Annotated in this window: 12 protein-coding genes; 4 read left to right on the top strand and 8 right to left on the bottom strand. The window is 67.3% G+C overall.

The window, feature by feature from the left end; translation table 11 throughout:
- Positions 1-121: 121 nt before the first annotated feature.
- Entirely contained in the window at positions 122-1,147 is a 1,026-nt protein-coding gene (locus LRP66_RS05725; protein WP_230481553.1) for a N(4)-(beta-N-acetylglucosaminyl)-L-asparaginase, read from the bottom strand.
- Positions 1,148-1,496: 349 nt separating this feature from the next.
- Between LRP66_RS05725 and LRP66_RS05720 the strand changes: the two genes are divergently transcribed.
- Positions 1,497-4,544, top strand: coding sequence for a TonB-dependent receptor domain-containing protein (locus tag LRP66_RS05720; protein ID WP_230481552.1), 3,048 nt, complete (start codon positions 1,497-1,499; stop codon positions 4,542-4,544).
- Positions 4,545-4,678: 134 nt separating this feature from the next.
- Here the strand turns inward: LRP66_RS05720 and LRP66_RS05715 are convergent, their stop codons facing one another.
- The 4 genes from LRP66_RS05715 to LRP66_RS05700 form a co-directional block, all read right to left on the bottom strand.
- Positions 4,679-5,620: a Gfo/Idh/MocA family protein gene (locus LRP66_RS05715; protein ID WP_230481551.1), complete on the bottom strand. Its 942-nt coding sequence runs from the start codon at positions 5,618-5,620 to the stop codon at positions 4,679-4,681.
- Positions 5,621-5,625: 5 nt separating this feature from the next.
- Complete coding sequence (locus LRP66_RS05710) at positions 5,626-6,270, bottom strand: 2-dehydro-3-deoxy-6-phosphogalactonate aldolase (RefSeq protein WP_230481550.1); 645 nt, start codon at positions 6,268-6,270, stop codon at positions 5,626-5,628.
- Positions 6,267-7,157, bottom strand: a complete 891-nt coding sequence (locus LRP66_RS05705; protein WP_230481656.1) for a 2-dehydro-3-deoxygalactonokinase — start codon at positions 7,155-7,157, stop codon at positions 6,267-6,269. The genes LRP66_RS05710 and LRP66_RS05705 overlap by 4 nt, the downstream gene beginning before the upstream one ends.
- A gap of 84 nt (positions 7,158-7,241) precedes the next feature.
- Positions 7,242-7,604 carry a hypothetical protein gene (locus LRP66_RS05700; protein WP_230481549.1) on the bottom strand — a complete coding sequence of 121 codons (363 nt, stop codon included), beginning with the start codon at positions 7,602-7,604 and terminating at the stop codon, positions 7,242-7,244.
- A gap of 21 nt (positions 7,605-7,625) precedes the next feature.
- Between LRP66_RS05700 and LRP66_RS05695 the strand changes: the two genes are divergently transcribed.
- A complete protein-coding gene (locus tag LRP66_RS05695; RefSeq protein ID WP_230481655.1) occupies positions 7,626-8,111 on the top strand; it encodes a GAF domain-containing protein in 486 nt (161 codons plus the stop codon).
- A gap of 128 nt (positions 8,112-8,239) precedes the next feature.
- On the top strand, positions 8,240-9,223 hold the full coding sequence (locus tag LRP66_RS05690; RefSeq protein ID WP_230481548.1) for an RcnB family protein: 984 nt from the start codon (positions 8,240-8,242) through the stop codon (positions 9,221-9,223).
- Positions 9,224-9,322: 99 nt separating this feature from the next.
- Here the strand turns inward: LRP66_RS05690 and LRP66_RS05685 are convergent, their stop codons facing one another.
- Positions 9,323-10,597 (bottom strand): M20/M25/M40 family metallo-hydrolase, encoded by a 1,275-nt coding sequence (locus LRP66_RS05685; protein WP_230481547.1) that lies wholly within the window; start codon positions 10,595-10,597, stop codon positions 9,323-9,325.
- A 169-nt stretch (positions 10,598-10,766) separates the two neighbouring features.
- Here LRP66_RS05685 and LRP66_RS05680 point away from each other — a divergent pair, with 169 nt between their 5' ends.
- The gene (locus LRP66_RS05680) at positions 10,767-11,144 is read left to right on the top strand and encodes a hypothetical protein (protein ID WP_230481546.1); all 378 of its coding nucleotides are present in this window, start codon (positions 10,767-10,769) and stop codon (positions 11,142-11,144) included.
- Positions 11,145-11,265: 121 nt separating this feature from the next.
- On the opposite strand, the gene LRP66_RS05675 is transcribed toward LRP66_RS05680, so the two are convergent.
- Together LRP66_RS05675 and LRP66_RS05670 are read right to left on the bottom strand one after the other, a co-directional pair.
- Positions 11,266-11,787: a ferritin-like domain-containing protein gene (locus LRP66_RS05675; protein WP_230481545.1), complete on the bottom strand. Its 522-nt coding sequence runs from the start codon at positions 11,785-11,787 to the stop codon at positions 11,266-11,268.
- Positions 11,788-11,811: 24 nt separating this feature from the next.
- The gene (locus LRP66_RS05670) at positions 11,812-12,669 is read right to left on the bottom strand and encodes an SDR family oxidoreductase (protein ID WP_230481544.1); all 858 of its coding nucleotides are present in this window, start codon (positions 12,667-12,669) and stop codon (positions 11,812-11,814) included.
- Positions 12,670-12,700 lie beyond the last annotated feature (31 nt).

The following is a 12,700-nucleotide window of genomic DNA, read 5'->3' as shown; positions in this document are numbered from 1 at the left end:
CGGGGAGGGGGACCGCGGCGTAGCCCTGGTGGAGGGGGCGGGCCGCAGAGAACGTTCCTTGTGGAAGCCCCCCTCCACCATCCTCCGGATGGTCCCCCTCCCCGTGCCGGGGAGGAATTCATCAGGCCCTGAACAGCGACGGTGCCTTTTCCACCCGTGTCCGTCCGGCCGCGTCGGTCACCGCATAGGTGAAGCCCGGCAACAGGCAGAACGCACCGATCCGTCCGGCCGTGTCCATCGCCAGGAAGCCGACCTGTACCCCCTTGATCGCATCGCCGCGCAAGCTGGCGATATGCCGCGCCGCTTCCTCGCACGCCGCCTGCGGCGTCATTCCGTGTCGCATCGATGCGACGACCCGCGCGGTGCCGCAGGTGCGCGTCACTTCCTCGCCCAGCCCGGTCGAGGTCGCGCCGCCGACGCCGCGTTCGACATAGAGTCCCGATCCGACCTGCGGCGAGTCTCCCACCCGGCCACGCATCTTGAACGCCATGCCCGATGTCGTGCACGCTCCCGCCATCCGTCCGCTCGCATCGCGTGCCAGCATCCCGATCGTGTCGTGATCGAGCGCGCCACCCGGCGTGCCGGGGCGGCCGGTGCCATAGGTCCCGGTCTCGCTATTGGCGACGGGGCGATAGTTCTGCGTCTTGAGCCAGTCGCGCCAGGCCTTCTCGGCTTCGGGGGTCAGCAGGTCCACCCGGGGAAAGCCGCGATCACGCGCGAACCGGGTCGCTCCCTCGCCGACCAGGAAGGTGTGGGGCGTGTGCTCCATCACCGCGCGCGCCACCGAAATGGCATGGACCGTATCCTCCAGCGCGGCGACGGCGCCGACCCCGCCCGCATCGTCCATGATCACCGCGTCCAGCGTGACGTGCCCGTCGCGATCGGGATAGCCGCCATAGCCCACCGAATGATTGTTGGGATCGGCCTCCGGCACCTTCACGCCCGCCTCGACCATGTCGATCAGCGAACCGCCCGCGCGCCCGGCGGCGAAGGCGGCGTCGTTGGCCGGTGCGCCGAAGTCCCAGGTCGACACGATCGTGGCGCGCCCCGTCGCCGCCTGTGCGGACAGCGGCGCCGCCCGTGTCAGCGCGCCCGCACCGGTGAACGCGGCGATGCCGCCCAGAAACCCGCGCCGACCTTGTTGCATCCGTCCCGTCCCCATTTGCTGTGCGTGGCGCACCATCGATGCCCGATTGTGCGGGGGGAATGCCCATGCTGCAAGCCCGGTGGGTCGACCGATATGAAACCAATATACGGATCGGCAATTCACGATTCGTTGGGAACGCTATCGGATAGCGTGATCGTTCAGGCCAATCGCCAAGACATATTATACCAAAGCATTGAATCGATTGAATTTGTGTCTTTGAGGTTACACCGTTAACCGAATAACCGAATGGGTTATGCAGTGGTATTCATTAGGTATTGACGGAATATGACAAAAGCATTGTCGTTCCCGCGCACCCGGTAGCCCATCAACCGGGACGTAGGGGAGTTGTATGAAAATCCACCAGTCCGCATCTTGGTTGGCCCTGTCGGCCGCATCGATGATGCTCGCTGCGCCCGCATTCGCGCAGCAGGCCGGGTCGGCCACCGCGCAGGATGACAGCGCTACCAATCAGAACAGCGACGCCGCGCTGAGCGCCGATGCCGCCGCGACGCGTTCGGCGGCGATCTCCGGCACGCCGCAGGCGAGCAACGACGGCGAGGTCATCGTCACCGGCACGCGCATCTCGCGCCCCAATCTCGCGTCCGCCGCGCCGATCACCTCGGTCACGCGCCAGGACATCCAGGCGCAGGCCGCCGTCAATGTCGAGGACGTGCTGAACCGCCTGCCGCAGGTCGCGCCCGACAGCCAGCAGACCTATAACGACTCCGACGGTCGCCAGCGCATCAAGCTGCGCAGCCTGGGCTTCGAGCGCACGCTGGTCCTGATCGACGGCAAGCGCCTGGGCACGCAGAACGGCCAGGATACGGGCATCATCCCGACCTCGTTGCTGCAGCGCGTCGACGTGCTGACCGGTGGCGCCTCGTCGGTCTATGGTTCGGACGCGGTCGCGGGCGTCGTCAACTTCGTCCTGCGCAAGGATTTCGAGGGCGTTCAGCTCGACGCCAACTACAACTTCTTCAACCACAACAACCGTGACACGATCGTGTCGCCGCTCGCGCGGGCGGCCGGCTTCGGCAGCGCACGCGGCCTGGCCAATGACGGCGGCCGCGCCGACCTGACGCTGACGGCGGGCACCAAGCTGCTCGACGACAAGCTGCACGTCAGCGGCTTCGTCAATTACCGTCAGACCAGCGAGATCGGTGTCGATGCGCGGTCCAACTCGGGCTGTTACCTGACCCAGCTTCAGCAGAACGGCCCGCTCTCGTGCGGCCTGACGCCGAGCAGCTCGACCAGCGGCCTCATCACGCCGCAGGTCGGCCCGAACCAGGGCGCGCAATATGTCAACAATCCCAACGGTACGCGCACCTTCGTGCCGTTCGCCGCCGGGCCGGGCAACGCCTCCAACTATTTCAGCGGCTATGCCTATCAGCGTCCGTCGGAGCGGGTGAATGCGGGTGGTTTCGCCACGCTCGACCTCGCGCCCGAAGCCGAGCTCTATGCCTCGGGCATCTGGTTCCGCGACAAGTCGTACAACAACTATCCGACGATCGCGAGCGGCACCGTCAACGTCAACTGCAACAACCCCTATCTGTCGGGTTCGCAGGCGACCGCGATCGGTTGCGGCACCGGGCTGACCAGCGTGCCGGTCACGCTCGCCTATCGCCTGGGCGAGAACAACGATCGCCCCGACACCTACATCAACACCGGCCTGCGCCTGACGGGCGGCGTGCGCGGCAAGGTGGGCGATGCGTGGACCTATGACGTCGGCGGCGTCTATGCGCGCAACCATCAGGATTACATCCCCAGCATCCGCGTCCCCGGCAACCTGCAGAATGCGGTCAATGTCGGCGGTACGGCGGCCAATCCGATCTGCGCCAACGGTGCGGCAGGCTGCGTGCCCTTCGATATCTTCAGCGCGGGCAATACCGACCCCGCCCTCATCAACTATCTGTTCAGCACCGGCACCAACCAGACGATCGGCACGCTGTACGACGTTCAGGCGAACGTCACGGGCGACCTGACCAGCTACGGCATCACTTCGCCGTTCGCCGAGCAGGGCCTGGCGATCGCGCTGGGCACCGAATATCGCAAGGACACGCTGAAGTCGCGCGCCGACACCGCCTATCTGAACGCGGTCGGCGGGGCCGACACCGATCTGAGCCAGGACGTGCTCGAGGCCAATATCGAGGTCCAGGCCCCGCTGATCGAGCACAAGCCGTTCGCCGAGCTGGTCCAGCTCAACGGCGGCTACCGCGTGTCGAAGTACAGCAGCAATCCCAAGGCCTTCAACACCTGGAAGGTCGAGGGCGTCTGGGCACCGGTCAGCGACATCACCTTCCGCGCCTCGTTCAACAAGGCGCAGCGCGCGCCGACCGTGGTCGAGATCCGCCAGGCGACCAATATCGCGTTCGCGAATGGCGGTGCCGGCACCTTCACCGACTTCTGCGCCCCCACGCCGATCCCCGGTCCGAACGGCGTCACCTATGGCGCGCCGATCGCATCGCGTGAGGTCTGTCGCGCGACGGGCCTGTCGGACGCGCTGTACGGCAGCCAGAGCCTGTTGTGCAGCAACGGCACCGCCCCCAATGGCAGCGCCGCCTGCGCGGTACAGTCGGGCGGCTTCACCGCCGATCCGGAAACCGCTTATACCCAAACCTATGGCCTGGTCCTGAAGCCGCGCTTCATCAAGGGGCTGGTCTTCTCGGTCGATCGCTACCGGATCAAGATCGACAACTCGCTCGGCTATAACGACTACAGCTATTACACCGATGGCTGTCTGCGTTCGGGCGGCGACCAGTTCTTCTGTCAGGGGATCGTCCGCAATCCAACGACCGGCACGCTGTTCAACGGCGGCTATATCCGCCAAGGCACGACCAACTACTACACCTCGGTCGCGCAGGGCTGGGACTTCCAGGCGCAATATGCCCTGAACCTGGTCGCGATCGGCCGCCTGGACTTCAGCTTCAACGGCTCGCTGACCACCAATGCCGGTGGCCAGGACTCGCCGCTCCAGCCGAACCGCAACTGCGCGGGCTATTACGGCAATGGCTGCGGTCAGCTCATCCCGAAGTGGAGCCATGGCCTGCGCACGACCTACACGACGCTCGACAAGAAGTTCAGCGCGTCGTTCAACTGGCGCTATGTCGGTTCGCTGACGAACGCCAACAACTCGGGCGATCCCGCGATCGGTGGCACGCCGGATCGTGCGCTGACCAACTTCTACCGGGTCGCGCCGCAGAACTATTTCGACCTGGCGCTCAACTTCGCGATCGCGAAGCAGTTCTCGCTGCGCCTGATCGCCAACAACCTGCTCGACCGGTCCGCGCCGATCGTGCCGGATTCGTACAATATCAGCCTGGCGCGGACGAACACCATCCCGCAGCGTTACGACTCGCTGGGTCGCAACATCGCGATCGGGACCACGATCAACTTCTAAGCTTCCCCCCCCGGCGAGGGGCTTCGGCCCCTTGCCAATCCCTGAACTGAAAAGGCCGGTCGTCCCACGGGACAACCGGCCTTATTTTTATTCCCCAAGCGATCGAGGGCCCGGGGATCACCCCCGAAACGCGATCACTCCACGAAGGCTTCCACCTCACGCCGCTTGCCGCGCATGAAGGCGTCGGCGACGTGGCGCAGCGGGGCGATGTCGACGTCCGACCGACCGCCCGTCACCAACTCGGCAAAGCGGGCATAAAGGCCCGGATACTCCCCGTGCAGCCCTTCCTCCTGATGCGGGGTCGAGCCGTCGGGCAGGGTGAGAACCGCACCGCCCTCGGCCAGCTTCAGCGTCCCGTCCTTGGTTTCGACGACGATATCCCAGCTCTGATGGCCCTCCTGCCGCCAGTCGAGGTCGAGCGTCACCGGCGTGCCGTCCGTCGTGCGGAACGCCACGTCGGCGGCGATCGGCGCGTCGCGATTGGCGGGGAAGTCCAGTGTCGCGCGCTCGATGAAGAACGGCTCGGGCAGGATGTGCGTCGCGATCGACAGCGCGTTGATGCCCGGATCGAACACGCCGAAGCCGCCCGCTTCCCAAATCCACGCCTGGCCAGGATGCCATTGCCGCACGTCCTCGCGCCAGGTGATCGCCGCCGAGGTGACCTTGCGGGTCGACAGCCACTCGCGCGCGGGCTCGACGCCGAGCGCATAGCGCGAATGCCAGCTCGCGAAGAGCGTGACGTTCGCCTTGGCCGCCAGTTCTTCCAGCACCGCCACCTCGGCGAGCGTCGCCCCCGGCGGCTTTTCGAGGAATACGTGCCAGTTGTTCGCCAGCGCGGCGGCGGCGATGGCGTGGCGGACCTGCGGCGGGGTGCAGAGCGCCACCGCGTCCACCGTCACGTCGCTGGCGGCGAGTTCGGCGATGTCATGGAAATGCGGCACGCCCTCGACCCCGTTGGGCGAGCGGCTGACGGTCGCGACCAGTTCAAAGGCCGGGTTCCCCGCGATGGCGGGGACATGCTGGTCATGGGCGATCTTGCCCATGCCGACCAGCGCGAGACGGATCGTGTCGGTCATCGGTATCAGCGTGCCTTTTCGACATAAGCGCGCGCCGACACGGCGACATCCGCCGCCGGCTTGCCCGCGCGATAGAGATTGGAACCAAGCCCGAAGCCGTCCGCGCCATGCGCGCGCCATTCGGCCATGTTGTCGGGCGTGATGCCGCCAACCGCCAGCACCGCCACGTCACGCGGCAGCACCGCGCGCTGCGCCTTCAGGAAGCTGGGCGAGGCGCCCTCCGCCGGGAACAGCTTCAGGCCGTGCGCCCCCGCCTTCAGCGCGGCGAAGGCCTCGGACGGCGAGAAATAGCCGGGCAGCGAGATCAGCCCTTGCGCGACGCTGTGCGCGATCACCTGCGTGTCGGTATTGGGCGAGACGATCAGCGTGCCGCCCGCCGCCTTTACCTGGTCGACCTGGTTTGTGGTCAGCACGGTGCCAGCGCCGACGATTGCCCGGTCCCCGACATGCGCCGCGATCGCCGCGATGCTGTCATAGGGATCGGGCGAGTTGAGCGGCACCTCGATGAGGGTGAAGCCCGCCTCGACCAGTGCGTCGGCGACGGGAATCGCCTCGTCGGGGGTCAGGCCGCGCAGGATGGCGACGAGCGGACAGGCGGCGAAGGCCCTGTCGAATTGCGCTTGTGCAGGATTTTGGGCGGGGTCCGTCATGACAAATGCTCCCGAATGGCGTGAAGTCCGGCAAGGAACCCGGCATGGCTGTCGAGCGCGACGACATCGCCGCCCCGCTGCCGGATTCCGATGGTGTAGAGGTCGGCGAGAAGCCCGCTCGACAAGAGGTGGACGCTGCGCCCCGCGATATCGGGCACCGCGCCGATGTCGCTGCCGATCAGCAGTCCGCTGGCGTAGGCGGCGGCGTCTTCCGGCGCGATGCGGCCGAGCAGGACGGCGGCGCGCACGCCGAACAGCGCCGCCGTCAGGTCGCACGCGCCGCTGCCCCGCGTCAGGCCGTCGCGAAACGCCATGCCGTCGGCCACCGGGCCGTCGAGCATCCCGGCGAGTATGCCGTGCCCCTTGACCAGCGCGAACAGCTCCCCCGTCATGGTGGTGGCGAAGTCGGTGATTTGCCCCGCTTCGGTATGGACCCATTTGTTATGGGTGCCGGGCTGCGCGAACAGGGCGTCGGCGGGGGCGAGACCCGCCGCGATCGCGCCCAGTACCTGCACCTCCTCGCCGCGCATCACGTCGGCGCGGCTGTCGGTCAGCAGCGAGACGCCGGGGACGATCACGACATCCTCCTCGACGATCCGCGTCGCGGCCCGCGCCAGCGTCGGCAGGTCGGCGGGGGCGGGGACATAGGCCGCCTCGCGCCAGCCGCGCGTGGACCCGATCATGCCGGCCGCGATCACCGGCAGCGCGCCGAAGCGCTGGCGGATCGCCGCGATCTCGGCGGGATAGTCCTCGGGCCGCATCGCCAGTACGCCGCGATCGTCACGCACCGTATCGATCATCGCACCGTCATCGGCCAGGATATAGATTCGGCGATTGGTGGTGCCCCAGTCGATCGCGATATAGGCGGGCGTCACGTCTGATGGCACGGCGGGCACGACCTCTCCTGTCATTTTATCGGGCGATTTGTAAGACAATAAACCGGGGCGCGCAAGCACGGCCGAACGCCGAGTTCATGCCAGCCGATGCGGGGTGGGATCGCCGCGTTCCGCAACCAGTTCACGGTACGCGCTGGCGAGACAGTCCTGGTAAAGCTGTGCCACCGTGTCGGCTCGGTGGGACGACAGGGTCGCAAGGCGATCGATCAGCGAAGCCTCGCCATGCCCGGCCACCCAAGCCGGAACGAGGAGCGGGTCGAGATCGAGTCGCTCCGCCAGCAGCCGCGTGGCACGCACGCGCCGCCGAAACGCGAAATCCTCCAGCCGCGCGGATTCATGCTCCTCCTTGCGACGCATTGCCTTGCCGAGGTCGAAGGTCATGGCCGGGATATGGGCGCCCGGCAGGTTCGCGGAAAGTGAGGGGATGACGCCGGGCACATGGCCGCGTACATCCGCCGCATGTACCAGTTCGACATCGCCGCCGGATCGAAGGCGGAGCTTTATCATGACCTTCACGTCGCGCTCGACGCGCTGACCAGCGGGGAGGCGGATGCCATCGCCAACATGGCGAACGCCGCCGCGCTGATCGGCCAGTATCTGCCCGACCTCAACTGGTCCGGCTTTTATCGCATGGTTGGCGGCGAGCTCGTGCTCGGGCCGTTCCAGGGCAAGGCGGCGTGCATCCGGATCCCCGTCGGCAAGGGGGTGTGCGGCACCGCCGTCGCCACCGCGCGGACGCAGCGGGTCGCCGATGTCCACGAATTCCCCGGCCATATCGCCTGCGACGCGGCCAGCCGGTCGGAACTGGTGGTGCCGATCCTGCACGACGGCGCGGTCATCGCCGTGCTCGATCTCGACAGCCCCGTGCCCGGTCGCTTCGACGAGGAGGATCAGGCGGGCTGTGAGGCGTTGATGACCCTGCTGGCCCCACGCATCGTCGCCTGACCCGCCTGACCCGATTCGGGACGCGCGGTGATGCTTCCGACACGGCTAGGCCGCTGGTATCAAATCCTGGTTTCGCCAGCGACCCGACAGGAGCGTCGCGGCCATGAACAGGGGAATTGGGTCTCGCCATGCGCAGAATGCCGCATCTGATCGCGCTGTCGACCGGCATGGCCATGGGCCTGGCGTCGGGTGCTCCGGCGTCCGGACAGGCGGGGGCGCGCTATCCGCGTCCCGATATCGCCCCGCCCGCATCCGCTTCCCCGGCGCGCCCGGTGGTATCGACCAGCACGGTCGGTGCGCCGCCCGCGCGCGGCGCACGCTGGGGCAGCCGTATCGAGGGCCGCTGGTGGGGCGGTGCGAATGCGCCGGGTGGTTGGGCGGCCTATCGCCGACCGGTTCGCGGGACCATGCTGCCCACCTATTGGAACGACCGGCGCTTCGCCGTCGACGACTGGTCGCGCTATCCCTTGCCACGGCCGCCAATGGGTTATCGCTGGTCGCGCTATTATGACGATGCGATCCTGATCGATCCGCGCGGCACCGTCTATGACAGCGTGCCCGGCCTGGATTGGGACGGTAGCGGGGAATCGGCCTATGCGGGCGCGGGCTATCCGCCGCCGGTGCGTCGCGACGACGGCCTTGGCGGCGCAGCGATCGGGGCGGTCGCGGGCGGGGTCGCTGGCAATGTCATCGCCGGGCGCGGCAACCGGCTTGGCGGTACGCTGATCGGCGCGGGCGTCGGTGCGGCGGCGGGCTATGCCATCGACCGCGCCGAGGACCGGCGGCGGCACATGCCGCCGGGCTATGACGATTACGGCGCGCCCGGTTATGCCTATTCGGACGGCTATGCGCCCCCGCCGCCTCCGCCCGCCATGGGCCGCCGGATCGAGACGCGCGACGGCACCACCGTCACCACCACGACGACCGTCGGCACGCTCGCCTCGGGCCAGCCAGGTTATTACGATGGCGGCTATTATTATCCTGCTCCCACGACGACGACGGTTGTGGTACAGGGAGCGCCGGTTACCACGACAACGACGACCACCACGACCGAGATCACAGGATCGACGCCGCGACGCGCCCGTGCGAGTGGCCGCGCGTCGCGCCGCTGACCCTCTCCCCCAGGGGGGCTTTCAACCCGAGAGACGCCGGGTTGAAAATCGGGATGCCGCTCCGTTCACTCCCTCGGGGCGGCATCCCACTTCCATCCGTCAACGCCCGCCGAAGGTGACCAGGCTCTCCGCCCCGTTCGCCGCAACCGCCGACACGCCGACGAAATGGTCGTCGACCGGGGTCTGGGACAGGACCGCCTTGGTCTCCGTCACGTCACGCGACTGGGTCCAGTCGGGCGCGTCGTTGCGGCGCCAGTGGACGCGGTAGCGGACCGCGCCCGGCACCGGCGCCCATTCGACCTGGGTATCACGGGACAGCGCGCCGCTGATCGTCACCTTGTCGGGTGCGGCCGGTGCCGCCGCCAGCCGACCCAGCGTGGCGATGTTGATCGCGGTGACCTTCGCCAGATAGGGAAAGTCCATCTTGTCGATCGTATCGCCATAGGCGATCGCGCCCTCCTTGCGCAGATCCTGATGCTGCGCGTCCCAATCCTCGTTCGCGACCGAGAAGCGGACGGCGGGATAGCCGAGCTTCAGGAACGGCTCGTGATCGCCGCCACGACCGAACCGGTCGGGCCGCCGGTCGAGGAACACGTCGAGTCCGCCCAGCTTCGCCGCGACCCCGTCGATCGCCTTGGCCAGAGCGCGGCTGGGCCCGTCATCCTCGCCGCCATTGCCGCGCCGCTGCATCTGCTGGGGAAGATCCTCGGACGATCGGATGCCCTCGGAGAAGACGCGGACCCATCGCGCCTCGCGCACGCCGCCCTGGCCGACCGTGTTGCCGACGATATCGTTGTTCAGCATCGCCGAGACGCGCCAGTTGCGTGCCTTGGCGGTGTCGGCGAGCAGGGTCGCGCCCCACAGCCCCTGTTCCTCCCCCGAGAAGACGGCATAGACGATGGTCGCGTCGAATTGCTGCTTGGACAAATGCCGCGCCGCCTCCAGGACCAGCGCCACGCCCGAGGCATCGTCATTGGCACCCGGCGCGTCCGAGGTCGTATCCATCACGTCGGTCACCCGGCTGTCGATATGCGCGCCGACGATGACCACGCGGTTGGGATCGCGGCCGCGCTGGATGCCCAGCACGTCCTCCACCATCACGCCCCCCGGCGCGCGCGGGCCGATGAAGCGGCGATTGATCCGCTCGACGGTGATGCAGCCGTTACAGCCCTGACCGATCGTCTCGAACTGCCTGGCCGCCCAGTCGCGCGCCGCGCCGATACCGCGCTTGGGATCGCCGACGGTGGAGGCGGTGTGCCGCGTGCCGAAACCGACCAGTGCCTCGACATCGGCTTTCAATCGGGCGGGGGACGGGGCGGCGGCGGGCGTCGCGGCGGCGGGGGCGGCGGCGGCGAGGAGCAGGGGAAGGATCATCGCATCAGACTGGCCGAGCAGGACAATTGAGGCAAGTGCAGGATTGGCTCGGCACCGATCGGCCGCTGCTGTCGATATGGGATTAAGTGACTGACCTATATCGATTTGTGGAAAGGCTCGAGGGGGGCTCGCGTTGCCCGGAGACCCACTTCATCGACGAGGGATCATCATGAACGCCAAATCCGTCAGCTTGGGCCTCGGCCTCTTTTCGCTCGCGCTCGGTGCCGCCGAACTGTTCGCCTCGCGCCGGATCGCCGAGCGCCTGTCCGTGCCGGGAGGCGCCCGGACCGTCAAAGCCTATGGCATACGCGAGGTGGTGGCCGGCGTCGGCCTGCTCCAGGCTCCGGCCCATTCGGCACGGGTGTGGAACCGGGTGGCGGGCGACCTGCTCGATCTGGGGACGCTGGCCTTTTCGGCGCGACGCTCACCGGGTCGGCAGGCGATATGGGGCGCGATCGGATTCGTGGCGGTCGCCACCGCGCTGGACCTGTTGACCGCCAGGGCGCTGGACCGGACGACGGGCAAGACGATACCGGTCGGTGCCTGATGCGACACCGCCCCGGGCCGGATGGCTCGGGGCGGGTTCATGTCCGCTTTCTGAAGAGGCTCTCGTTCAAACGACCCCGGCAGCGTGCCTGGCTCGCCGCTTTCGATAGCGAGACCGCCGATCAGTGGCTCGCGGTTTCCCCCGCCGCGCGGCGTTCCAGATAGCGGCGGGTAAGCGTCGCATTGTTCTCGTCGACCCAGGCGGCCATCGAAAGCTCTTCGTTCAGCGATTGGGTCAGCAGCGGCGTGGCGGTGCCGAACCCGCCGACATCGGCGATGGTCAACAAGGATTTATAGCTGGCCGCCTCGAAATTCTCGAAGGCGAAGTTCGCAAAGCTGTTCTTCAGGATCTCGTCGGGGGCGAAGGTGTGCCCGAGCGCGGCCATATTGCCAGACAAGCTGAGCGCCGCATCCTTCAGCAGCGACCGGCTTTCGTTGAAGCCATCGAGGATATCCTCCAGCCGGACAATCTGCTGCTCCGTTTCGCCCCGGTGCATCCGCAGATGATCGGCCACGTCGGGATAGTTGGACAGATGATCGAGTTGCCGGTCGATCAGCGCCAGCGCCTGATGCTCGACGGCATGGGCGTTCTTCAGGCCGGCGACGAAGACCGCCGCGACGACGTCATTGGGTAGGGATGCCATGGATCATCGCTCCTTGGGTTGGGATCAGAGGAAGGGGGTGCCGCCGGTTACGGGGATCGTCGCGCCGCTGATGTAGCTGGCCTCGCCGCTCGCCAGCAGGACATAGGGCGGCGCGAGTTCGGCGGGCTGCGCGGCGCGGCCCATCGGCGTCTGCTGGCCGAAACTCTTCACCGCTTCGGGTGGCATGGTGGACGGGATCAAGGGCGTCCAGACCGGGCCCGGCGCCACGGCGTTCACCCGGATCTTCCTCTCGGCGAGCATCTGCGCCAGCCCGGCGGTGAAATTGTGAATCGCGCCCTTGGTCGTCGCATAGGCCAGCAACTGCTGGTTGGGCTTGTCCGCGTTGATCGAGGTCGTGTTGATGATCGACGAACCCTCGCCCATATGCGGCAGCGCGGCCTTCACCAGATAGAACATCGCATGGATGTTGGTGGCGAAGGTTACCTCCCACTCCTCGTCGCTGATGTCCTCGACCTTCTGGAAACTCGCCTGATGCGCGGCGTTGTTGACCAATATGTCGACCCGGCCAAAGGTCTGGACGGTGCGTTCGACGATGGTGCGGCAATGCGCCGGATCGCTCACATCGCCGGGGATCAGAAGCGCCTTTCGGCCCGCCTGCTCGACCAGCCGCTGGGTTTCGGCCGCGTCCTCGTCCTCCGAGAGATAGGCGATCACCACATCCGCGCCCTCCCGCGCGAAGGCGATGGCGACCGCGCGACCGATGCCGCTGTCCGCACCGGTGATGATCGCCCTCTTGTCGGTCAGCTTGCCATGGCCGACATAGCTATGCTCGCCATGATCGGGGCGCGGGTCCATCGCCTCGGTCTGGCCGGGCATGGCCTGCTGCTGCTCTGGCTGGGGTGGGGTAGGGCGTTCGTTCATGGACCGTCTCTCCTTGCCCGGTCCAATAAAC

Source organism: Sphingomonas sp. Leaf21 (assembly GCF_916858675.1).
GTDB lineage: Bacteria > Pseudomonadota > Alphaproteobacteria > Sphingomonadales > Sphingomonadaceae > Sphingomonas.
This window is presented reverse-complemented; position numbering and strand designations above follow the sequence as displayed.

Excerpts from the sequence above, each read along its gene's own strand:
- LRP66_RS05675 (WP_230481545.1), bottom strand. The coding sequence starts at position 11,787 with ATGGCATCCCTACCCAATGACGTCGTCGCGGCGGTCTTCGTCGCCGGC.
- LRP66_RS05690 (WP_230481548.1), top strand. The coding sequence starts at position 8,240 with ATGCGCAGAATGCCGCATCTGATCGCGCTGTCGACCGGCATGGCCATG.
- LRP66_RS05710 (WP_230481550.1), bottom strand. The coding sequence starts at position 6,270 with ATGACGGACCCCGCCCAAAATCCTGCACAAGCGCAATTCGACAGGGCC.
- LRP66_RS05695 (WP_230481655.1), top strand. The coding sequence starts at position 7,626 with ATGTACCAGTTCGACATCGCCGCCGGATCGAAGGCGGAGCTTTATCAT.
- LRP66_RS05670 (WP_230481544.1), bottom strand. The coding sequence starts at position 12,669 with ATGAACGAACGCCCTACCCCACCCCAGCCAGAGCAGCAGCAGGCCATG.
- LRP66_RS05720 (WP_230481552.1), top strand. The coding sequence starts at position 1,497 with ATGAAAATCCACCAGTCCGCATCTTGGTTGGCCCTGTCGGCCGCATCG.
- LRP66_RS05680 (WP_230481546.1), top strand. The coding sequence starts at position 10,767 with ATGAACGCCAAATCCGTCAGCTTGGGCCTCGGCCTCTTTTCGCTCGCG.
- LRP66_RS05685 (WP_230481547.1), bottom strand. The coding sequence starts at position 10,597 with ATGATCCTTCCCCTGCTCCTCGCCGCCGCCGCCCCCGCCGCCGCGACG.
- LRP66_RS05715 (WP_230481551.1), bottom strand. The coding sequence starts at position 5,620 with ATGACCGACACGATCCGTCTCGCGCTGGTCGGCATGGGCAAGATCGCC.
- LRP66_RS05725 (WP_230481553.1), bottom strand. The coding sequence starts at position 1,147 with ATGCAACAAGGTCGGCGCGGGTTTCTGGGCGGCATCGCCGCGTTCACC.